A 21,718-nucleotide genomic window follows, 5' to 3' on the forward strand; every position below is an offset into this window, starting at 1 on the left:
CGGCCCGCACCTCTCGGCAGTCGAAAAGCCGTCACTCCTCGGGGGAGTGACGGCTTTTCTCGTTTCTGTCAGGAATGCGTACGTAAAGTCCTACTTTCGGAAGGACTCGATGATCCGGGCGTAGCTGTCCCCGCCGTGGCCCGCCCGGACCGCGGCGCGCATCAGCTCCAGATGCAGCTCGGGCAACCGGTTGTCGATGCCGCGCGCCTCCGCCGCGTGCAGGAGATGGCCGATGGCAACCGTCTGGACGTCGATCGTGGCGTCCTCTCCCGGGTACTCCCCCGCGTCGATCTGCTCGGCGTACCCGGTCATGAACCAGGAGACCGTCTTCAGCCAGCGGGTGGCCACCGCCGTGAAGTCCCGGGCGGGCACCCCGTCCGCGCCCGTGAGGGCGGTGGCGTGCAGCCAGCCGCCGAAGACGGACCACATGAGGCCGAGCAGCCCCGCGTCGTAGAGCGAGGCGCTCCCCGCGTCCGCCCCCAGGTCCACCGGGTCGCCGAGGACGGCGAGCGCCGCGCGGTGCTCGGCGAGAAGCCCGGGCCCGCCCGCGTACAGGATCATGTTGGCGCTGTCCCCGACCCCCGGCGGGGTCGTCATGACGGCGCCGTCGAGATAGCCGATGCCGTGCTCCGCCGCCCACTCCGCCTCCGCGCGGGCCTGCTCCGGCGATCCGGTGGTCAGGTTGACCAGGACGCGGCCCCGCAGCGAGTCGGCCACGGGCGCGAGGACCTCGCGGACGGCGGCGTAGTCGAGCACGCAGACCACGACGAGCTCGCTCGCCGTGACCGCCCCGGCGACGTCGGCGGCACGGACGGCGCCCCGCTCGACGAGGGCGTCGGCCTTCCCCGGGGTGCGGTTCCAGACGGTGGTGCGGTGGCCGGCGGTGAGGAAGGCGTCGGCGAGGGCGGTGCCCATCTGGCCGAGACCGATGACCGTGATGTTCTGTGCGTTCATGGAATCCACGCTCGCAGCGGCGGAATCCGGCCGACAGTGGCAGGACCGACGGCTGTCGCACGATTCCTGCCGTACGGTCGACGGCATGAACGCTGGGGTCGTCGCCATCGCCGTCGTACCGGACCGGCGGATCGGAACGTCGCTGTGGGAGCTGTACGAACTCTCCCTCGCGTGCGGGGTCTTCGGCATACCGCATCCCGACCTCGCCGACCCCTGGTACCAGCTGCGGCTGTGCGGGGACGCCGGCGACACCGGGGTCTTCTCGCTGCGGACCGACCACGGTCTCGAGGGGCTCGTGGACGCGGACACCGTCATCGTGCCGTCCGTGCCCGACGCGGTCGTGGAGGACGGCGAGGAGGTGCCCGCCGAACTCGTCGAGGCGCTGCGCGCGGCCGCCGCCTCGGGCGCCCGGATGGTGTCGCTGTGCACCGGCGCCTTCGCGCTCGCCGCCGCCGGGCTCCTCGACGGCCGCCGGGCCACCGCGCACTGGCAGCACACCGCGCAGCTGGCCGCCCGTCATCCCGAGGTGATCGTGGACGACTCGGTGCTCTACACGGACGAGGGGTCCGTCCTGACCAGCGCCGGGGCCACCGCCGCGCTCGACCTCTGTCTGCATCTGGTGCGCACCGACCTCGGCGCGACGGTCGCGGGGCAGCTCGCCCGGCGTCTGGTCGTCCCGGCCCACCGCCCCGGCGGGCAGGCCCAGTTCATCGAGGCGCCGCTGCCGCCGAGCGACGACGACAGCCTGGGACCGGTGCTGCAGTGGGCGACCGAGCACCTGTCGGAGCCGCTGACCGTGGAGGAGCTGGCGCGGCGGGCCCGGATGAGCCCGCGCACCTTCCACCGGCGGATACGGGAGGAGTACGGGACCACCCCGCTGCAGTGGCTGCTCCAGCAGCGGGTGGCGCGCGCCCAGACCCTGCTGGAGTCGACCGACCTGCCCGTGGAGCATGTCGGCGACCACAGCGGGCTGGGCTCGGCGGCCAATCTGCGCCGCCACTTCACCCGGGCCGTGGGGGTGTCCCCGTCCGGGTACCGGCAGGCGTTCAGGCCTTCGGGGCCACCTTCGAGAGGCCGTTGATGATGCGGTCCATCGCGTCGCCGCCCGTGGGGTCGGTGAGGTTGGCCAGCATCTTCAGCGTGAACTTCATGAGCATCGGGTGGGTCAGACCGCGCTGGGTCGCGATCTTCATGACCTTCGGGTTGCCGATGAGCTTCACGAAGGCGCGGCCGAGCGTGTAGTAGCCGCCGTAGGTGTCCTTGAGGATCTGCGGGTAGTTCCGCAGGGCCAGTTCGCGCTGGGCGGGGGTGGTGCGGGCGTGCGCCTGGACGATGACGTCGGCCGCGATCTGGCCGGACTCCATGGCGTAGGCGATGCCCTCGCCGTTGAACGGGTTGACCAGGCCGCCCGCGTCACCGACGAGCAGCAGGCCCTTGGTGTAGTGCGGCTGGCGGTTGAAGGCCATCGGGAGGGCTGCGCCGCGGATCGGGGTGGTCATGTTGTCCGGGGTGAAGCCCCAGTCCTCGGGCATCGAGGCGCACCAGGCCTTGAGGACCTCGCGCCAGTCCAGCTCGCGGAAGGCCTTCGAGGAGTTGAGGATGCCGAGGCCGACGTTGGAGGTGCCGTCGCCCATGCCGAAGACCCAGCCGTAGCCGGGCAGGAGGCGGTCCTGCGGGCCGCGGCGGTCCCACAGCTCCAGCCAGGACTCCAGGTAGTCGTCGTCGTGGCGGGGCGAGGTGAAGTAGGTCCGGACGGCGACGCCCATCGGCCGGTCCTCGCGCCGGTGCAGGCCCATGGCGAGGGAGATCCGGGTGGAGTTGCCGTCGGCGGCGACGACGAGCGGCGCGTGGAAGGTGACCTCGCGCTTCTCCTCGCCGAGCTTGGCGTGGACGCCGGTGATCCGGCCGGTACGGTCGTCGATGATCGGGGCGCCGACGTTGCAGCGCTCGTACAGGCGGGCTCCGGCCTTCTGCGCCTGGCGGGCGAGCTGCTCGTCGAAGTCGTCGCGCTTGCGGACGAGTCCGTAGTCCGGGTAGGAGGCGAGCTCCGGCCAGTCCAGCTCCAGGCGGACGCCACCGCCGATGATCCGCAGGCCCTTGTTCCGCAGCCAGCCGGCCTCTTCGGAGATGTCGATGCCCATGGAGACGAGCTGCTTGGTGGCGCGGGGGGTGAGGCCGTCGCCGCAGACCTTCTCGCGGGGGAACGCGGTCTTCTCCAGGAGGAGGACGTCGAGTCCGGCCTTGGCGAGGTAGTAGGCGGTGGTCGAGCCGGCCGGGCCCGCCCCGACGACGATCACATCTGCGCTGTGCTCGGAGAGGGGCTGCTCGGTCACGGCGGATTCTCCCGAAGACTCGACGGTAGGGGGGCGGTACGGACGTACCGGGGCAGTCTATGGGGGCGGGTCGCGGACCGTCCGGAGGGCCACCCGAAGGAGCGTGCGGAGGTCCACCCAGCGAGAGGGAACCCAACCGGAATTCGCACATCCGTGCGACGATGTCATGATCACCGGTCGTGACCATCATCCGTACGACCGACCTACGGCGGGGCTCGCTGATCACAGCCGTCCTCGCCCTCATCTGCTCGGCGTTCCTCGTCCTGCCCGCGAACGCCGACCCCGCCCCGTACGACGACTGCCCGCCCGCCACGTTCTGCCTCTACTCCGGGGCCGACGGGACCGGCGCGCGGCGGGACTTCACCGACCGGCAGGCCCTGCAGGGCTACGACGCGGCCTGGGACGGCACGAGCCTCTCGGCGAAGAACAACACCGCCCTGTGGGCCTGCGTCTACGGCGCCCCCGGCTACGGCGGGCTCCTGGAGACCGTCAAGCCGGGCAACAAGGACGCGTACACACCCGGCGCCGTCCGCGCCCACAAGCTGGTCCCGACCCGCGCCCTCTGCTTCACCGGCTACGAGCGCTGCCCCGACAACCGGGTCTGCACCTTCACGGAGCCGAACGGCCGGGGCGCGATGACCGTCCACCTCCCGGCGACCGACGCCACCACCAAGAACTACGGCAACAGTTACGGCGCCGAGGCCGCGCCCCGGTCCACCTGGAACCGGACGAAGAAGCACGTCTGCTTCTACCCCGAGCCGGCCTTCACCGGAAGCTGGGCCGACCCCGCCGACGCCTCGGGCCGCAAGAGGTTCGGCGCGTACGTCGTCCTGCGCGGCGACAGCACGACCGTTCCGGCGCCCTTCGCCGGCACCTTCCGCTCGCACGAGCTCGTCAACGGAACGGCGGACTGCCAGTGACCCGCAACCGACGCCCCTGGCTGGCCGCGGCCGCCGCCCTCGGCGCCGCCCTCGCCCTCACCTCGCCCGCCTCCGGCGCCGGCGAACCCGCCCCGAGCCCGCTCGCCGCCCGCTGGACCGCCGGTACCCCCGTCACGGTCACGACCGGCGTCACCCGCACCACCTGGACCGAGACGACCCTCGACAACCGCACGAAGGCCCGCGTCCTCCAGATCGTCGAGATCGACCCCACCGCAGGGGCACTCACCCTGGAAAGCGCCCTCGGCACCGACGACTCCACCGCCGAGACGCTCCCCGAGCAGCTCGCCCGGGTCACCACGGTCCCGACCCGCCACCCGTACGCGGGCGTCAACGGCGGCCTGTTCCAGCGGGAGCCCGCGGGCGCGGGCGCCGAGAAGACCATCGTGCACACCGGCGTCTCCGCCACCGACGGCACCCTGCACAGCTCCAGCTGCTGGAGCGCGGGCAAGGGCAGCACCGGCGCGGTGATCCAGTACGGCATTCCGCACATCACCAAGCTCCGCACGGACATGACGCTCATCGCACCCACCGGCGAGACCGTACGGATCGACGACGTCAACCGGGCCCCCGGCCGCGCCCCGCACTGCGCGCGCGACGCCGAGGACGTCCAGGTCAGCACCAGCCCGCCGGTCTACACCGACCCGGACGAGATCGTCGTCTTCACCGACGACTACGGGGCTCCCGTCCCCGGGCCCGGCACCGACCCGGCCGTCCCCGCCACCGCCGACCCCGGCTTCGAGGTCGTCGTCGACGCGCACGGGGTCGTCACCGAGGCCCGCGAGGGGCGCGGCGGCACCGTCGTCCCCGCGGGAGGCCGGATCATCCAGGGCATCGGCACCGGCGCCCAGTGGCTCCGCGCGCGACTCGTCCGCGACGACACGCCGACCGTCGACCAGAAGCTCCACGACATGACCGCGGACCGGGACATCCCGCTGGACGACTCGGTCGACGTCGTCAGTTCCTTCCACCACCTGCTGCGCTCCGGCGACATCCCCGCCGAACTGCCCGACTCGTGCAGCGGCAAGGAGAAGGGAGCCGACGGCACGACCCTGATCTGCACCGACTCGCGCACGGCCCTCGGCACCAACTCCCGCGGCCGCCCGGTGCTCGTCACCCTCACCGGGCAGGACAACGAGGACGGCGACTACCTCCGGAGCTTCGCCGCGCTGCTGGACTCCCCCGAGCTCGGCATCATCGACGCCCTCAATCTGGACGGCGGCGGTTCCACGACCCTGCAGACGGGCGCGCAGGTGCACACCCCGCCGACGGACCTGGTGGACGGAACGCCCGTGCACCGGGACGTGGCGGACGCGGTGTACACGGGCGTGGGCGGCTACGGCCTCTACGTGAAGTAGGGCGCCCCGGCCGACGAGCGGAACGGGTCAGGCGGGCTTGAAGCCCCGGTGGAGGGCGACGATGCCGCCGGACAGGTTCCGCCAGGCCACCTTCGACCAGCCGGCCTTCTGGAGCATCCCCGCCAGGGTCGGCTGGTCCGGCCAGGAGCGGATGGACTCGGCCAGGTACACATAGGCGTCCGGGTTCGAGGACACCGCGCGGGCCACCGGGGGCAGCGCGCGCATCAGGTACTCCTCGTACACCGTGCGGAACGGCGCCCAGGTGGCGTGGGAGAACTCGCTGATGACGACCCGGCCGCCGGGCTTCGTCACCCGGTACAGCTCGCGCAGCGCCTGGTCGGTGTCCTGGATGTTCCGGAGCCCGAAGGAGATGGTGACGGCGTCGAAGACGTCGTCGCGGAAGGGCAGCTTCGTGCCGTCGCCCGCCGTGAACGGCATCCACGGGTGGTTCTTCTTGCCGACCCGGAGCATCCCCAGCGAGAAGTCGCAGGGCACGACGTACGCGCCCGCGCGGGCGAAGGGCTGCGAGGAGGTGGCCGTACCGGCCGCCAGGTCCAGGATCTTCTGCGCGGGGCGCGCGTCGACCGCCTTGGCGACCTCCTTGCGCCAGCGCCGGTCCTGGCCGAGGGAGAGGACGTCGTTGGTGAGGTCGTAGTTCGCCGCCACGTCGTCGAACATCGAGGCGACTTCGTGCGGCTGCTTGTCCAGGGTGGCGCGGGTCACTGGCTTCGGCCTCGCAGACTCGGGTACGGGCGGGCGCGTCCATTGTCTCAGGGCCGCTCCCGCCCCGACCGGCAGGGCGCGCTCAGCCGGCCCGGTAGACCAGCTTGCCGCCGATGACGGTGGCGACGCAGGTCGAGGGACCGAGGCGGACCAGGGCGGCCCGGTCGGGAACGTCGAACACGGCGAAACGGGCGGGGCCTCCCGGCATCAGTCCGGGCAGGAGCACCAGCGGCGCCGGAGCGAGGGACGGGACGCCGGAGAGCTTGTCCGGGCGGCGGCCGACGGCGAGACCGACCCGGCGTACGGCGTCCACGGCGGCCCGGCTGCGCAGTTCGCCCCCGACGGCGACCGTGCCGTGGGCGAGGAGCCGCTGCACGCCGCGGCGCGCGGAGGCGGCGCGGCGGGCGGGGTCGGCCCGGAAGATCCGCTGGGCCCGCTCGCCGGGGATCGGCTCGGTGCCGAACCCCTCGGCCTCCCGGGGGTCCGGGTGGTACATGCCTTCGAGGAGCTCGGGGCCGTACGGGTTGAGGAGTCCGGGGGTGAGGATGCCGGACCACCGCCGCACCCGTGCCTCGGGCCTGACGGCGACCAGGTCCTCGTACGGGCCGACGGCGGCGACGCGGTCGCCGTCGATCAGGACGGCGGTCTCGGGGGTCGCCTCGGCGACGTGGATCGTGAGCACGGCCGCGTCAGTTGGCGTCGAGGAGCTTCAGCTCGGGGTGAGCCGTGCCGCCCTCGATCGCCGTGGACGAGATGTGCGAGGCGACGCGCTCGTCGACCGGGTCGTTCGCCGGGTCGTCGTGGACGACGATGTGCTCGTAGGTGGTGGTGCGCTGGGCCGGGACGCGGTCCGCCGTGCGGATCATCTCGATCATCTCGCGCAGGTTGGAGCGGTGCTTGGCGCCGGCCGAGGAGACGACGTTCTCCTCCAGCATGATCGAGCCGAGGTCGTCCGCGCCGTAGTGCAGGGTCAGCTGGCCGATCTCCTTGCCCGTGGTGAGCCACGAGCCCTGGATGTGGGCGACGTTGTCGAGGAACAGCCGGCCGATGGCGATCATCCGCAGGTACTCGAGGAGCGTGGCCTGCGTGCGGCCCTTGAGGTGGTTGTTCTCGGGCTGGTACGTGTACGGGATGAAGGCCCGGAAGCCACCCGTCCGGTCCTGCACGTCACGGATCATGCGGAGGTGCTCGATCCGCTCGGCGTTGGTCTCGCCGGTGCCCATGAGCATGGTGGAGGTGGACTCGACGCCCAGCCCGTGGGCGATCTCCATGATCTCCAGCCAGCGCTCGCCGCTCTCCTTGAGCGGGGCGATGGCCTTGCGCGGCCGCTCCGGGAGCAGCTCGGCGCCGGCGCCCGCGAAGGAGTCGAGGCCGGCGGTGTGGATGCGGGTGATGGCCTCCTCGACGGAGACCCCGCTGATCCGGGCCATGTGCTCGACCTCGGACGCGCCGAGGGAGTGGATGACCAGCTGGGGGAACTCCGCCTTGATCGCGGCGAAGTGCTTCTCGTAGTACTCGACGCCGTAGTCCGGGTGGTGGCCGCCCTGGAACATGATCTGGGTGCCGCCGAGCTCCACGGTCTCCGCGCAACGGCGCAGGATGTCGTCGAGGTCTCGGGTCCAGCCCTTCTTCGTGTCCTTGGGGGCGGCGTAGAAGGCGCAGAACTTGCAGGCCGTGACGCAGACGTTCGTGTAGTTGATGTTGCGTTCGATGATGTACGTCGCGATGTGCTCGGTCCCCGCGTAACGGCGGCGGCGCACGGCGTCGGCGGCGGAGCCGAGCGCGTGCAGCGGCGCCGAGCGGTAGAGGTCGAGCGCCTCCTCGGGGGTGATCCGGCCACCCGCGGCAGCGCGGTCGAGAACAGACTGGAGTTCGGCCTTCTCGGTCACCGGGTGTGTCCCTTTCGGAGGGGTACTGACTGTCCGAACCAGCCTACGCCAGCGCTCCTCAGGGCTTCCCTCGGGTGGCGTGCGGGAGGCGCGGCGGTAAGCGGCGGCAATACGGGTGGTCCGGACGCGGATAAAGGGGTGAATTACCGAACGGGGACACGAAGGCGAATTCCGGGAAGCCTTGGGGAAGCCTTCGGGAAGGCGGTGCGAAGCCTTCGGGAAGTCGACGGGAACTCGGCGCGAAGGCGTCGGGAAGGCCAATGGGGAACCCGGAACGCGCGCCCCCGCTAATCCCGCGCGGGCGGCAGCAGTTCGACGGCGACGTCCGCCGGGAATCCGGTCGTGGGCCCGGTGCGGCGGGCGAACTCACGGACCCCGGCGAGCTGCTCGGGCCCGAAGCGGAAGTCGAGCGTGCGGAAGTACCGCTCCAGGAGCTCGGCGTCGAAGGTCTCCCAGCGGGCGGCCTGCTCGGCGACCTTGGCGACCTCCTCGAGGGAGAGGTCCCGGGAGGCCAGGAACGCCTGGTGCACCTCGTGGACGGTCTCCGGCTCGCGCGCCAGGAAGTCCTTGCGCGCGGCCCACACGGCGAAGACGAACGGGAGGCCCGTCCACTCCTTCCACATGAGCCCGAGGTCGTGGACCTGGAGGCCCAGCCGGGGAGCGTCGTGCAGCGAGGCGCGGAGTGCGGCGTCGCCGATGAGGACGGCCGCCTCCGCCTCCTGCATCATCAGCCCCAGGTCAGGGGGGCAGGTGTAGTAGTCCGGCGCCACCCCGTACCGCTCGGCGAGCAGCAGCTGGGCGAGGCGTACGGAGGTGCGGGAGGTGGAGCCGAGGGCGACACGGGCGCCGTCCAGATCCTCCAGGGGCCGCTGGGAGACGATCACGCAGGACATGACGGGCCCGTCGCAGCCGACGGCGATGTCGGGGAGCGCGACCAGGTCCGACGCGTTGCGGAGGTACTCGACGAGGGTGATGGGGCCGATGTCCAGGTCACCGCGGACGAGCCGCTCACTGAGCTTCTCCGGGGTGTCCTTGGTGAGCTCGAGGTCGAGGAGCGTTCCGGTCCTGGCCAGGCCCCAGTACAGGGGGAGGCAGTTCAGGAACTGGATGTGCCCGACGCGGGGCCGGCTGCGCTGCTGGTCGTCGGTTGCATTGTCCACATCGTGAGGCTAGACCCGTCTCGTACCGTGGGCATCGCCGGGGCACGCGCGTCAGCACACGGAGCGAGATCAAACATGTGAGTGAAGTGATCTTTCCCTCTACCGCCGGGCGCACCCTGCGTGCTACGCTCAACGCAAGTTGCAGTTTGGTTTCCCTTGCAGTACAGAGCCTGCGGAGCATGTGACCCGCAGGCTTTTGTAGTTTTCAGACTTGTTTGCAGGTTCTGGAGCAGGGCGACCCTTTGGCCCATAGGAGGGCTCATGGCTACCGGAACCGTGAAGTGGTTCAACGCTGAAAAGGGCTTCGGCTTCATCGCCCAGGACGGCGGCGGCCCGGATGTCTTCGTCCACTACTCCGCGATCAACGCGAACGGCTTCCGTTCGCTCGAGGAGAACCAGCTCGTGACCTTCGACGTCACGCAGGGCCCGAAGGGCCCGCAGGCGGAGAACGTCTCCCCGGCCTAAGGTGCCTGGGTCGGCGAAGCACGACTAGAGCAGTACCCAAGGAGCCCCGCTCCGTGCCCTCGGGCACGAGCGGGGCTCCTGCCTTTTCGGACCCCGGGGCCCTTCCGGACCCCGGGAGTCCTCAGCAGTTCGGGATGACGGTCCCGTTGTTGTCGCGGGCCTCGTCGTTGCCCCAGCGGGACAGGTAGTAGGCCGAGACGTACGCTCCGTAGCCGTTCTTCCCGGCGTACACGGTGTCGAGGTCGGTCTTCAGCCACCAGTGGTTGTAGTTGCCGGAGGCGTCCCTGATCTCCTGGCCCCAGACCTTGCAGTAGACGTAGTTGGTGCCCTTGTTCAGGACGCCCTGCGCGTCGGCGGTGTTCGCCTGGGCGTAGCCGGTGGCGTTGGCGAAGGTGTCCACCCAGTACTTTCCGCCTCCGCCGCCCGAGCAGCCGTTGTCGCTGGTCAGGGACTTGGAGCCGTAGGAGCCCGGATAAGGGGCGAGAGACGCTCCGTTGATCACGATCGACTGGCCGACGCCGTTGAGGAGCTGCTCGTAGTGGATGTGGGCGCCGGAGCTGTTGCCCGTGCTGCCGGTGGTGCCGATCTGCTGGCCCTGGGCGACCGCGGCGCCGTTGGCCACGGAGTAGGCGTTCAGGTGGAAGTAGTAGGTCTTCCAGCCGCCACCGTGGTCGACCACGATGTAGTTGCCCGCGCCGGACGGCTGGGAGTAGCGGTAGGCGGTGCCGGACGCGGAGGCGAGGACCGGGGTGCCGGCCGTCGCGCCGCCGTCGGAGCGGATGAAGTCGAGGGCCTGGCGGACCTCGGCCGAGTGGTGGCTGTAGGTCCAGGTCTGGCCGCAGGGGAAGGGCGCCTTGAAGAGGGGCGCGGCCTGGGCGGGGGTGGTGGTGACGAGCGCGGTGAGCAGGCCCGCGACGAGCGCGAGCAGGGTGCCGAGAGGGGTGATCCGGGCACGCATGCGTCCTCCGGTACGTGGGGTGGGGGCCAGGGAACATGGGTCGACGCGCGTGGAACGGACCACAGCGTGCCGGAAGATCGCGTGTCGCAGTAGACCGCGAGGACCACACGCGTACCGCCGGGCTTACGTAGTCTGGACACATGACCGAACGCAAACCGCCCGGAGTCGGCTTCGAGTCGTTCGTGGACAAGCAGATCCGCGAGGCGTCGGAACGGGGTGAGTTCAGCAGCCTGCCGGGCTTCGGCAAGCCGCTCGCCGACGACTCCGCCCCGTACGACGAGCTGTGGTGGATCAAGGGCAAGATGCACCGCGAGGGCGCGGCCGTACTGCCCCCCTCGCTGGCCCTGCGCAAGGCGGCCGAGGACGCTGAGGCGGCGGTGGCCGCGGCGGTCTCGGAGAGCCAGGTCCGCCGGATCCTCGGGGAGATCAACACCAGGATCGCCGAGGCCCTGCTCCGTCCGCCGGCCGGTCCCCCGCTGAATCTGAAGCCCTTCGACGTCGAGGCGACGGTCGAGCGGTGGCGGGCGGAGCGTTCCTGACCCCTGGCTCGCCGGGCCGCCCGGCGACCGGAAGGAGCCCCCATGAACAGCGCCGGTCTGCTGGTCGACTCGTTCGGCCGGGTGCGTGAGGTCGTCCACGAGGCGGTGGAGGGCCTCACCGAGGACGAGCTCGCCGCACGGATCGATCCGGACGCCAACTCGATCGCCTGGCTCGTCTGGCATCTCACCCGGATCCAGGACGATCACCTCGCGGGCGCCTTCGGCGGGGAGCAGCTGTGGGAGACGGCAGGCTGGCGCGACCGCTTCGGCCTGCCCTTCCCCGAACGGGCCACCGGCTACGGCCAGACGAGCGCCCAGGTGGCCTCGGTGCGTGCCCCCGCGGAGCTGCTGCTCGGCTATCACGACGCGGTGTACGAGCGGACCCTCGATCTGGTGGGACCGCTGACCGACTCGGAGCTGGACCGGGTCGTCGACACCGCCTGGGATCCCCCGGTGACCCTGGGCGTCCGGCTGGTCTCGGTGATCGCGGACGACCTCCAGCACGCGGGTCAGGCGGCGTACGTACGGGGTGCGGTGGAACGGCGGTGACCTCGGGAGGCGGAGGCTGATAGCCTCCGGCCGATCTTGACGTGAGGCGATGTTCCGGTCGGGGGGCACCACCGGCCGCCTCAGCTCCAGGGGGAGGCCTTCGATGGACCACCGCACGCGCACATCCGTTTTCCGTCCACGCCGCCGTCTCGGCGCGGCCGTTCTCGTCGCACTCGCCGTCACGGCCGGTGCACTGGGCACTCCCGCCGTCGCCGCGCCGCCCACGGGCGTCACCACCGGCACCACCGGCACCACCGACACCGCGGCCACCGCCGGAAGTTCCGCCACCGCCGCCGCCGTGTACCCGCGTCAGGCGGGCCTCTGGAGCCTGGGCCGTACCGGCTTCCTCACCTGGTCGTCAGAAGGCTTCGACGCCCGCTGGACCCGGCTCTCGGACGGCGCCGTCACCGCCTTCCCGGCCGGTCACACGGTCTTCGGCTCGCGCGACTCCGACGTCGTCATCGACCAAGTGGGCCGGACCGTCACCCTCAGGGACATGGCGGCGGGCACGAAACTGTTCGATCTCGACCTCGCGCAGTCGGGTTCGGACAGCCAGGTCGCGGGCGCCGTGCGCTCGGCCCTCTTCGTCTCCGCCTCCAACGGACTCGGTGGCAAGAGCCTCCGCGTGTACACCCCGGTCGACGGCCTGCCCTCGTCCCGGTCCGTGACCGGGCTGCCCACGGACGCCACCGACCCCTGGGTCATGGGTGTCGCCGGCGACAGCGCCCTGATCAGGTACCGGACCGGCTCGGGCAGCCACTGGGCGCTCGTCGACCTCAGGACCGGCGCCGTGACCGCCCACCGCGCGGCCCCGAACCTCCAGGACGCGTCCGTGTCCGCGACATACGTCGCCTGGACCGAGCAGACCGACGGCGGGGCCGCCACCGTGGTGGCCCTGAACCGCTCCACCGGCACGGTCCAGCGCATCCCTCTCGCCGCGCAGAACCGCGTGTCCCTGGGGCTGGTGGGGAACTGGGTCACCTACGGCGAGACCGACGGACTGCGCGCCTACGAGCCCGGCGCGCTCCTCGCGCTCACCGCCCGCGACCTGAGCACCGGCACGACCCGCAAGCTGCTCGACCACGTCGTCTCGGACGTCGACGGGCCCGACGGCACGAACGCCGTCCACGGCGGCACGTCCGCCCAGGGCCAGGGCCTCTACCGGATCTCCCCGGGAACCGGCGGGATACCGGTCGCCACGCTCCTCGCGCCCAGCGGCGAACCGACCAAGGTCGACCTGCTCGGTCACAGCGTTCCGGCGACGATCGACCTGAGCCGCAACCGCAGCTTCGACCTGAAGTGGCGGCTCTCGCGCATCAATGTCGAGATGACCGTCACCCTGCGCAACACCCGCACCGGCGACACCATGGTCGAGCACGTGTACCCGCTCGCCGAGCAGGCCACGGACTTCACGTACGCCCACTACGTCTGGCAGGGCGATGTCGGCTGGCCGGGCGAACCGGGCCGGTCGACGGGCGCTCCGGCGGGCCCGTACACCTGGCGGATCGACGCCAGGCCGCTCAACGGCATCGGCCCGACGATGACGAAGACCGGTTCCTTCACGGTGGTCCGCAGCAAGGCGCAGCCGCACGACTTCGACGGCGACGGGTCGCCCGACCTGCTCATGAGGGACACCGCGGGCCGGCTGCTGCTCGCGGACACCTTCCGCGCCACCGACTGGGGCAGCGGCTACGAGTGGTTCCAGGAACACCACTTCAAGGTCGTCGGGCAGGGCTACGGCATCTACGACAAGATCGAGGCCACCGGCGACCTGGGCGGCTCGGGCGTCGGTGACTTCGTCGCCCGCGACAGGGCCGGGGTCCTGTGGCTGTACAAGGGGCGCGGCGGACACTCCTTCAGTGCCCGCATCCGGATCGGCGGCGGCTGGGGCACGTACACCCGGCTCACCGGCGGCAGCGACCTGACCGGGGACGGCCGCGCCGACCTCGTCGCCGCCGACAAGGCAGGTGTCCTGTGGCTGTACCGGGGCACCGGCAGGGACACCGCACCCTTCGCCGCCCGCGTCCGGATCGGCGGCGGCTGGGGCGTCTACGACCAGCTCACCGCCGTCGGAAACCTCGCGGGAGGCGCTGCCGGAGACCTCGTCGCGCGGGACCGGGCAGGCGTCCTCTGGCTCTACCTCGGCAACGGGAACGGGACCTTCGCGCCCCGGACCCGGATCGGCGGCGGCTGGGGCGGTTACGGCCGACTGGTCGGGATCGGGGACGCGGACCGGGACGGCCGTCCGGACCTGTACACCGAGGGGTCCCTCTACCGGGGAACGGGCGACTACCGGAGCCCGCTGCGGCCGCGCGAGGAGACGTCCCCGTACCACTTCTGGGCCACGGACGTCACGTACGACCATTTCGTCTGACACGGCGTCGGACCACCTGCTCCGGGTGATCGCGGGCCGGGCTCCCGGCTCCGTCGACCGGTTCGTCAGGGTCTGATCGATCTTGTCGGCGCACTCGAAAATCGACGTACAACCTTTCGAACTCCCCGTGAGTCATGCGGGCGTGGCGTGTCGCGCCACGCTCGCGCTTCATGAGGGGGAACACCGCTTTGTCCCGAGTACGCACCTCCCGTCGCCGACTCGCGCTGGCCGTCACCGCCGCGCTCGCCGTCACGACCGGAGCCCTCACGGCCGGTCCCGCCGCCGCGACCACCGGCGGCGTGGCGGCCGGTGCCGTGGCAGCGCCGGCGCAGGCCGCGCAGAACGCCGTCGCGATGCTGCCCGGCTCCATCGTCATCGGCAACGGCCCGTCCGGCTTCCTGACCCGCACCCAGGAGAGGACGGGCTACGTCTACCGCTGGACTCGGTACGCCGACGGGGTCACGACCACGCTGCCCGGCAGCGGGTACGCGGGAACCCTCGGCACCGACCTCGTCGTGCGGTCCGAGGGCAATGTCCGCACCATCCTGGACATGTCCTCCGGCGCCGAACCCGTGGTGATCGACACCGCGTTCCTCGGCACGTCCGCCCAGTTGATCAGGCTCGCCGGTTCCACCCTCGTCATGCGCGTCAACCGCCCGGACGGCCCCGGCGGCGACGTGCATCTCGTCTCCAAGCCCGGGGACACGGTCGTCGACCACAAGGTGACCGGGCTCCCCGCCGACGCGGCGATCCGCCGGTACGACATGAGCACGCCCGAAACCCTCGCCCTCCTGTACACCGGCACGGTCGACGGGGTCACGGGAAGCCGCGTGGCGCTGGTGGACGTCGCCACGGCCGCGATCGTCGAGGACCGCCCCGCGTCCGGCGCCGGCCTGAGCGGTGACGTCAGCGTCTCCGCCACGCACCTGGCATGGGCCGAGAAGTCCCCGTCCGGCGACGCGACGACCCTCGCGGTGGCCCGCCGGGGTCAGCCCGACGTCGAGCGCGTCCCCCTCGGAACGGGCACGCTCCTCACCGAGCTGACGGGCGACTGGGTCACCTACGGTGTGCCCGGTGGGGTGACCGCGTCCGTACCCAACCCGCTGTACGCCCTGGCTGCACGCTCGCTGACGACCGGGCAGACGGTCAAGCTCCTGGACACCGTGACCATCATCCGCCCCGAGGCGGACGGCGGCCTCCTCGTCCAGGGCGGCACGATCGAGCACGGCGAAGGCCTCTACCGGATCGCCCCCGGCGCCGACGGCACCCCGGCCGCCACCCTCGTGGCGAGCACCGGCCTGCCCATCGTGCCCCAGCTGACGGGCCAGACGGTCCCCGGCACCTTCGACTTCCGGACGAGCCGCGGCGACGGCTATCTGACGTGGCAGTTCGCCGCGTACACCGGCGCGAAGGTGGACGTCGTACTGACGCACACCGCGACCGGGCAGCGGTGGACCAGCACGGCCCCGGTGGACGTCGCCGCCCGCGGCCTCGCCTACTGGACGGGCCTGTTCGACGACTTCACCACGGCGGCCAACGGGGCCTACACCTGGAAGATGACGGCGACGCCCACCAACGGCATCGGCGCCCCGGTGGAGCGGACCGGCACCCTCACGGTCGACAACGGGCAGGCCCCGCACGGCTTCTCGGACACCGGCTCCCCGGACCTGGTCGTCCGCGACGGCGGCGCGCTGTTCCTCTACGACGGCCGTCAGGCCCTCTACCACAACGCCCAGAGCGAGCTGCGGGAGACGGACATCGGGTCGGGCTGGGGCGCGTACGACCAGATCCTGACGCCCGGCAACGTCGCCGGCGCCCGGTTCGCCGACCTGGTGGCCCGCGACACGACCGGGGCGCTCTGGCTGCACACGGGCACGGGCAAGAACGCCTTCTCGGCCCGTACGAAGATCGGCGGCGGCTGGCAGATCTACAACAAGATCACCGGCGGCAGCGACCTCGACGGCGACGGCCGCCCCGACCTGGTCGCCACCGACACGGCCGGCGACCTCTGGTTCTACAAGGGCACCGGCTCCGCCACCGCGCCGTTCGCACCGCGCGTCAAGACCGGCCACGGCTGGGGCATCTACAACAAGATCGTCGCCACCGGCCAGATCGGCGGCGGCGCCGCCGGAGACCTCGTCGCCCGCGACACCGCCGGCGACCTCTGGCTCTACCTCGGCAACGGCGACGGCACCTTCGCCGCACGCACCAGGATCGGCGGCGGCTGGTACGCCTACGACGAGATCGTCGCCATCGGCGACGCCGACCGCGACGGCCGCCCCGACCTGCTGGCCACCGGACCGGGGAGCGACGAACTGGCCCTGTACTCGGGCACCGGCAACTGGAGCGCGCCCTTCGCGCCCCGCTCCATGCTCCACGCCCCGGCTCCGGTGTCGAACTGGACCAGCACCCTGTTCTGATCCCCGTCCCTGCCCCCTCCTGATCCCCGCCCGACGGTCCTTCCGAGAAAGAGCGCGACCTTGATTCATGTACGAACGCACCGGCGGCGAATCGCCACGGCCGTCACGGTCGCGCTCACCGTCACCCTGGGCACGCTGACGGCCGTCCCGGCGGTGGCGACGGCGCCCGCCGTCGCCACCGCCACGCAGGCGGCGCGGCAGGACGCCGTCACCCTGCCAGCGGACGCCCGGGTGTTCGGCAACGGCCCGTCGGGGTTCCTCACCCGTGCGAGCGGGGCCGGCGCCTGGGTATACCGCTGGACGCGGTACGCGGACGGGGTCACGACCACACTGCCGGCGGGCACCTACACGGGCAGCGTCCGGTCGGACGTGGTCGTGAGGTCCGAGGGCGGCACCCACACGCTGTACGACATGGCCACGGGGGCCGATCCCGTCGTGATCGACACGGCGTTCCTGGGCGCGTCCGCCAGGTTCGTCCGACTGGCGGGCTCCACCCTCGTCATGGAGGTCCCGCGCGCCGGCGGCGGCTCCGACGTCCACCTCGTCGCCAGGGCGGGCGGGGCCCTCGTCGACCGCAAGGTCCCCGAGCTGCCCGCGAACACCACGTATCGCTGGTACGACCTGTCCGCGCCCGACACGATGATCTTCCACTACAAGTCGGCCGAGTCGGCCGCCGTCCGCGTGGCCCTGGTGGACATCGCCACCGCCACCGTCGTCGAGGACCGGGTCCTCACCGGGGCCGTCCAGGGCTCCGACGCGAGCGCGTCGGCCACCCACCTGGCCTGGGTCGAGAGGGACGCCACCGGTTCCGCGGCACTCCAGGTGGCCCGGCGGGGGCAGACCGCGACCAGCCGCGTCCCCCTCGGGTCGGGAGAGTCGGTCGCCGTCGAGCTGATGGGCGACTGGGTCACGTACGGCGTGACCGGCGGGGCCGCCGCCACGGCACCCAACCCGCTCCACACCCTGACCGCACGTTCGCTGACGGACGGCCGCACGGTCGAGCTCCTCGACGTCGTGGACCGCGTCCGCGCCGACGGTGACGGCGCGCTGCTGGTCCAGGGCGGCACGGTCGAGCACGGCCAGGGCCTCTACCGCATAGCCCCCGGCGCGGACGGCACACCCTCGGCGACGCTCGTGGCGAGCATCGGAGAGCCGCTCGCGCCCGACGTCGTGGAGCAGCACGTCCCCTCCACCGTCGACTTCAGCACCCACAGCGGTGACGTGGACCTGCTGTGGCGACTCAACCACTCCCGTCCCGTCACGTCGTACGTCGAACTGACCCACACCGCGTCCGGGAAGCGCTGGACCTCGTACTCCTCCTACAGGTCGAACTACGTGGGAGCGACGTGGAAGGGCCTGTTCGGCGACTACACGGCCGCCTACAACGGGGCGTACACCTGGCGGTTGACCGTGAAGCCCGCCAACGGCATCGGCCCCGACCTCGTGCGCACCGGCGGGCTCACCGTGGCGAACAAGCCGCACCCGCACGACTTCTCCGACAGCGGCTCCCCGGACCTGCTCTACCGGCACGGCGGGCGGTTGCTCGCCGTCGACGCCCGCCGCGCCCTGTACTTCGGCCACTACTCGACCCCGCTGGAGATGACGGTCATCGGTACCGGCTGGGACGCCTACGACCAGATCGTCACGCCCGGAAACGTCGCCGGCGCCGCGTTCGCCGACGTCGTCGCCCGCGACAGGAGCGGTGCGCTCTGGCTGCACACGGGCACCGGCAGGACGGCCTTCTCGCCCCGTACGAAGATCGGCGGCGGCTGGCAGATCTACAACAAGATCACCGGCGGCAGCGACCTCGACGGCGACGGCCGCCCCGACCTCGTCGCCACCGACAAGGCCGGCGACCTGTGGTTCTACAAGGGCACGGGGAACGCCTCCGCGCCCTTCGCCGCGCGCGTGAAGACCGGCCACGGCTGGGGCGTCTACAACAAGATCGTCGCCACCGGGAACATCGGCGGCGGCCCCGCCGGAGACCTCGTCGCCCGCGACACCGCCGGCGTCCTCTGGCTCTACCTCGGCAAGGGCGACCGCACCTTCGCCGCCCGGACGAGGATCGGCGGCGGCTGGGACCGGTACGCGGAGATCGTCGCCATCGGCGACGCCGACCGCGACGGCCGCCCCGACCTGCTGGCCAACGGGCACACCGGCGGTACCCACGACAGCCTCGCCCTCTACCGAGGCACCGGCACGTGGAACGCGCCGTTCTCGGGCCGCGACGGGATCTACACCCCGTACGACCTCACCCGCATGTCCGTCACCCTCTTCTGACGCACCGCCCTCGCACGTCCGATCGGGCGCGGCGGAGACCGCCGCGCCCCGCTCCCGGAGAGAGACCACCTCCTTGGTACACAGACAGAGGACCCCGCGCCGGCTCACCGCCGCCGTCGTCGTGACGCTCGCCGTCACGACGGGCACGCTCACGGCGGGACCAGCCGTCGCCGGACCGGTCACGGCCGGACCGGTCACGGCGGCGCCGGGTGCGGTGGCAGCCCCCGCGCAGTCCGCCGACCAGGACGTCGTCCCGTTCCCGGTCGATGCCGTGGTGGTGAACGTCGGCCCGACGGGCTTCCTGAGTTTCCAGAGCAGCCCCACGGGAGTCTGGCGCTGGACGCGGTTCGCGGACGGCGTCTCGACGGTCCTCGACGGCAAGCCCGGGTGGGCCGACCGGACGGACGTCCTGTCGCGCGCCGAGAACGGCGTCTTCACCCTGTACGACATGGGGACCGGCGCCGACCCTGTGGTGATCGACATCAACCCCCTCGGCGGCGGTCACACCGTCGCCGGGTTCGCCGGCACCGACATCGTGACGAAGAAGGCCAACGCGACCGGCGGCACCGACCTCCATGTCATCGGGCTGCGAGAAGGCGTCCTGGTCGATCACACGGTGACGGGACTGCCCGCGGACACCGTGTTCACCGCCTTCAACATGGACTCGCCCGGCAGCGCCGTGATCCGGTACACGGGCACCGTCGACGGAGTGCAGCGGAACCGCGCCGCCGTCGTCGACATCGCCGCCCACGCGGTCGTCGAGGAGTACGAGACGCCCGCGACGTCGGTGACCACCACGGCCCTGTCCGCCACCCACATCGCCTGGGTCGAGGTGGGCAAGGACTCCTCCACCACGAAGGTGGCCGTGACCCGGCGCGGCACCGACGAGACCGTCCGCCACGACGTGGGCACCACGAACTCCGTCGCCGTCGAGCTGGTCGGCGACTGGCTGACGTACCGACAGTTCAGCCAGTACTCGTACGGAACCTGGAACGCCAGGTACGCCCTGTACGCGCGCTCCCTGACGACCGGCGAGACGGTAAAGCTCCTTGAGCACACGACGAGTTCCGCCTCCGGCCCCGACGGAACGCAGCTGGCGCGGGGAGGGACCTTCGAGCACGACGAGGGTCTCTACCGGATCGCCCCCGGCGCCGACGGCGGCCGGCCGGTCGTCACGCTCGTGGCGTCGACCGGCGAACCCACCGCGCTGACACTGGTGAGCCACGGCATCCCCGAGACGATCGACTTCGACCGCGAGACCGATCCGGTCCAGCTGAACTGGACGCTCAGCAGGTACGCGGCGAGGACGAGCATCGAGCTGGTGCACACCGCGACCGGAAGGACGTGGAAGCCCGGCGTCTCCCACTACGAGGGGAACGTCGTCGGCTTCCAGTGGGACGGTATGTACGCCGCCTCCTGGAACGGGGTCCGCAACTACAGGGACGGCGTCCCCGCCCCCAACGGCGCGTACACCTGGCGCCTGACGGCGAAGCCCGTGGACGGCATCGGTCCCGCCGTGGAGGAGACCGGCACCTTCACGGTCGTCCGCAAGGCCGTCCCGCACGACTTCAACGACAACGGCACCCCGGACCTGCTCATACGGGAGCCCTCCGGCAGCCACCTCTCCCTCTACAACACGAGCACGCCCCTCGGGGCGTGGCCCGTCACCCCCTCCGAGCCGCTCGGCACCGGCTGGAACATCTACGACGCGCTCCTCTCCCCCGGCGACGTGGCCGGTGCCGCCCACTCCGACGTCCTCGCCCGCGACACCAACGGCGTCCTCTGGCTCCACCAGGGCACCGGCCGCGCCCTCGCGCCCCGGGTGAGGGTCGGCGGCGGCTGGCAGATCTACAAGCAACTGACGGGCGGCAGCGACCTGACCGGCGACGGCCGCGCCGACCTCGTCGCCACCGACAAGGCCGGCGACCTCTGGCTCTACAAGGGCACGGGGAACGCGACCGCGCCCTTCGCCCCGCGCGTGAAGACCGGCCACGGCTGGGGCGTCTACAACAAGCTCGTCGCCACCGGGAACATCGGCGGCGGCCCGGCCGGAGACCTCGTCGCCCGCGACACCGCCGGCGTCCTCTGGCTCTACCTCGGCAAGGGCGACGGCACCTTCGCCGCCCGGACGAAGATCGGCGGCGGCTGGAACACCTACTCCGACGTCGTCGGCTTCGGCGACGCCGACCGCGACGGCCGCCCCGACCTGATCGCCCTCACCGCCTGGGACGGCGTCCCGTACTTCTACGAGGGAACCGGCGACTGGAAGGCCCCGTTCGCGGCCCGCAGCGAGGCCTACGGCTACGCCCACCTGGGCGGCACCGCGTTCTGACGGGTCAGCGAGGCGTCAGCGGGACGGTCGCCCAGACCGTCTTGCCGACGCACCGGTCCTTCACGCCCCACGCCGTCGCGAGGGCGGCCACGAGCAGCAGCCCGTAGCCGCCCTCGTCCGGTCTCCCGACCGGCACGGGCCGCCGTTCGCCGCGCGCGTCGGACAGCTCGATCCTTACGTGGTCCTCGCCCCGCTCCATCCGCACCTCGAAGTCCCGGCCGGGCACCCGACCGTGACGGACCGCGTTGGCGGCGAGTTCGGCGACGACCAGTTCGACGGCCTCGGCCGGGGAGCCGGTCACGCCCCAGTCGTGGAGCTGCTGCACGGCGAGTAACCGCGCCAGACGTGCGCCCCGGCGCGTGGACGAGAGCCGGAGCGTGAACTCACCGGTTGGGGTGGAGGTTTCGGACTTCATGCCCCGAGCCTGAAGCCCCCGCCCTACGCTG

The 21,718-nt window shown here is 71.8% G+C and carries 18 protein-coding genes; 10 read left to right on the top strand and 8 right to left on the bottom strand.

Annotated features, from left to right (window positions below; translation table 11 throughout):
• Positions 1–90: 90 nt before the first annotated feature.
• Positions 91–1,143, bottom strand: a complete 1,053-nt coding sequence (locus tag IE311_RS12665) for an NAD(P)-dependent oxidoreductase (RefSeq protein ID WP_308439805.1) — start codon at positions 1,141–1,143, stop codon at positions 91–93.
• On the opposite strand from IE311_RS12665, the gene IE311_RS12670 reads away from it, so the two are divergent.
• Positions 1,040–2,035 (top strand): helix-turn-helix domain-containing protein, encoded by a 996-nt coding sequence (locus IE311_RS12670; protein ID WP_189831715.1) that lies wholly within the window; start codon positions 1,040–1,042, stop codon positions 2,033–2,035. The two genes, IE311_RS12665 and IE311_RS12670, sit on opposite strands and share 104 nt — an antisense overlap.
• Here IE311_RS12670 and IE311_RS12675 read toward each other — a convergent pair.
• Positions 2,001–3,287 (bottom strand): geranylgeranyl reductase family protein, encoded by a 1,287-nt coding sequence (locus IE311_RS12675; RefSeq protein ID WP_189831716.1) that lies wholly within the window; start codon positions 3,285–3,287, stop codon positions 2,001–2,003. The two genes, IE311_RS12670 and IE311_RS12675, sit on opposite strands and share 35 nt — an antisense overlap.
• Positions 3,288–3,466: 179 nt before the next feature.
• Between IE311_RS12675 and IE311_RS12680 the strand changes: the two genes are divergently transcribed.
• Together IE311_RS12680 and IE311_RS12685 are read left to right on the top strand one after the other, a co-directional pair.
• Complete coding sequence (locus IE311_RS12680; RefSeq protein WP_229901876.1) at positions 3,467–4,207, top strand: peptidase inhibitor family I36 protein; 741 nt, start codon at positions 3,467–3,469, stop codon at positions 4,205–4,207.
• Complete coding sequence (locus IE311_RS12685) at positions 4,204–5,583, top strand: phosphodiester glycosidase family protein (protein ID WP_189831717.1); 1,380 nt, start codon at positions 4,204–4,206, stop codon at positions 5,581–5,583. The genes IE311_RS12680 and IE311_RS12685 overlap by 4 nt, the downstream gene beginning before the upstream one ends.
• A 27-nt stretch (positions 5,584–5,610) precedes the next feature.
• Here IE311_RS12685 and IE311_RS12690 read toward each other — a convergent pair whose 3' ends face one another.
• From IE311_RS12690 to IE311_RS12705, 4 genes are all read right to left on the bottom strand, one after another.
• Positions 5,611–6,306 (bottom strand): demethylmenaquinone methyltransferase, encoded by a 696-nt coding sequence (locus IE311_RS12690; RefSeq protein ID WP_189831718.1) that lies wholly within the window; start codon positions 6,304–6,306, stop codon positions 5,611–5,613.
• Between the two features lie 82 nt (positions 6,307–6,388).
• Positions 6,389–6,988 (bottom strand): imidazolonepropionase-like domain-containing protein, encoded by a 600-nt coding sequence (locus IE311_RS12695; protein ID WP_189831719.1) that lies wholly within the window; start codon positions 6,986–6,988, stop codon positions 6,389–6,391.
• Between the two features lie 7 nt (positions 6,989–6,995).
• Positions 6,996–8,195, bottom strand: a complete 1,200-nt coding sequence (gene mqnC / locus IE311_RS12700; RefSeq protein WP_189831720.1) for a cyclic dehypoxanthinyl futalosine synthase — start codon at positions 8,193–8,195, stop codon at positions 6,996–6,998.
• 287 nt (positions 8,196–8,482) lie between these two features.
• The gene (locus IE311_RS12705) at positions 8,483–9,355 is read right to left on the bottom strand and encodes a menaquinone biosynthetic enzyme MqnA/MqnD family protein (protein ID WP_189831721.1); all 873 of its coding nucleotides are present in this window, start codon (positions 9,353–9,355) and stop codon (positions 8,483–8,485) included.
• A 261-nt stretch (positions 9,356–9,616) separates the two neighbouring features.
• Here IE311_RS12705 and IE311_RS12710 point away from each other — a divergent pair, with 261 nt between their 5' ends.
• Positions 9,617–9,820: a cold-shock protein gene (locus tag IE311_RS12710; RefSeq protein ID WP_015035453.1), complete on the top strand. Its 204-nt coding sequence runs from the start codon at positions 9,617–9,619 to the stop codon at positions 9,818–9,820.
• Positions 9,821–9,941: 121 nt separating this feature from the next.
• On the opposite strand, the gene IE311_RS12715 is transcribed toward IE311_RS12710, so the two are convergent.
• Positions 9,942–10,778, bottom strand: coding sequence for a M23 family metallopeptidase (locus IE311_RS12715; RefSeq protein ID WP_189831722.1), 837 nt, complete (start codon positions 10,776–10,778; stop codon positions 9,942–9,944).
• Positions 10,779–10,918: 140 nt separating this feature from the next.
• Between IE311_RS12715 and IE311_RS12720 the strand changes: the two genes are divergently transcribed.
• From IE311_RS12720 to IE311_RS12745, 6 genes are all read left to right on the top strand, one after another.
• Positions 10,919–11,317: a DnaJ family domain-containing protein gene (locus IE311_RS12720; protein ID WP_189831723.1), complete on the top strand. Its 399-nt coding sequence runs from the start codon at positions 10,919–10,921 to the stop codon at positions 11,315–11,317.
• Between the two features lie 42 nt (positions 11,318–11,359).
• A complete protein-coding gene (locus IE311_RS12725; protein WP_189831724.1) occupies positions 11,360–11,866 on the top strand; it encodes a mycothiol transferase in 507 nt (168 codons plus the stop codon).
• 103 nt (positions 11,867–11,969) lie between these two features.
• Entirely contained in the window at positions 11,970–14,240 is a 2,271-nt protein-coding gene (locus IE311_RS12730; protein WP_189831725.1) for an FG-GAP repeat domain-containing protein, read from the top strand.
• A 188-nt stretch (positions 14,241–14,428) separates the two neighbouring features.
• The gene (locus tag IE311_RS12735) at positions 14,429–16,660 is read left to right on the top strand and encodes an FG-GAP repeat domain-containing protein (protein WP_189831726.1); all 2,232 of its coding nucleotides are present in this window, start codon (positions 14,429–14,431) and stop codon (positions 16,658–16,660) included.
• A 60-nt stretch (positions 16,661–16,720) separates the two neighbouring features.
• A complete protein-coding gene (locus tag IE311_RS12740; protein WP_189831727.1) occupies positions 16,721–18,940 on the top strand; it encodes an FG-GAP repeat domain-containing protein in 2,220 nt (739 codons plus the stop codon).
• A gap of 73 nt (positions 18,941–19,013) precedes the next feature.
• Entirely contained in the window at positions 19,014–21,272 is a 2,259-nt protein-coding gene (locus IE311_RS12745) for an FG-GAP repeat domain-containing protein (protein ID WP_189831728.1), read from the top strand.
• Positions 21,273–21,276: 4 nt separating this feature from the next.
• Here the strand turns inward: IE311_RS12745 and IE311_RS12750 are convergent, their stop codons facing one another.
• Positions 21,277–21,687: an ATP-binding protein gene (locus tag IE311_RS12750; protein ID WP_189831729.1), complete on the bottom strand. Its 411-nt coding sequence runs from the start codon at positions 21,685–21,687 to the stop codon at positions 21,277–21,279.
• Positions 21,688–21,718: the final 31 nt, after the last annotated feature.

Source organism: Streptomyces zaomyceticus (assembly GCF_014656215.1).
Classification (GTDB): domain Bacteria; phylum Actinomycetota; class Actinomycetes; order Streptomycetales; family Streptomycetaceae; genus Streptomyces; species Streptomyces zaomyceticus.

Bases quoted from the DNA above. Each gene is read 5' to 3' on its own strand.
- IE311_RS12670 (WP_189831715.1), top strand. From the start codon at position 1,040: ATGAACGCTGGGGTCGTCGCCATCGCCGTCGTACCGGACCGGCGGATC.
- IE311_RS12665 (WP_308439805.1), bottom strand. From the start codon at position 1,143: ATGCCGAAGACCCCGCACGCGAGGGAGAGTTCGTACAGCTCCCACAGC.
- IE311_RS12710 (WP_015035453.1), top strand. From the start codon at position 9,617: ATGGCTACCGGAACCGTGAAGTGGTTCAACGCTGAAAAGGGCTTCGGC.
- IE311_RS12715 (WP_189831722.1), bottom strand. From the start codon at position 10,778: ATGCGTGCCCGGATCACCCCTCTCGGCACCCTGCTCGCGCTCGTCGCG.
- IE311_RS12720 (WP_189831723.1), top strand. From the start codon at position 10,919: ATGACCGAACGCAAACCGCCCGGAGTCGGCTTCGAGTCGTTCGTGGAC.
- IE311_RS12725 (WP_189831724.1), top strand. From the start codon at position 11,360: ATGAACAGCGCCGGTCTGCTGGTCGACTCGTTCGGCCGGGTGCGTGAG.
- IE311_RS12730 (WP_189831725.1), top strand. From the start codon at position 11,970: ATGGACCACCGCACGCGCACATCCGTTTTCCGTCCACGCCGCCGTCTC.
- IE311_RS12750 (WP_189831729.1), bottom strand. From the start codon at position 21,687: ATGAAGTCCGAAACCTCCACCCCAACCGGTGAGTTCACGCTCCGGCTC.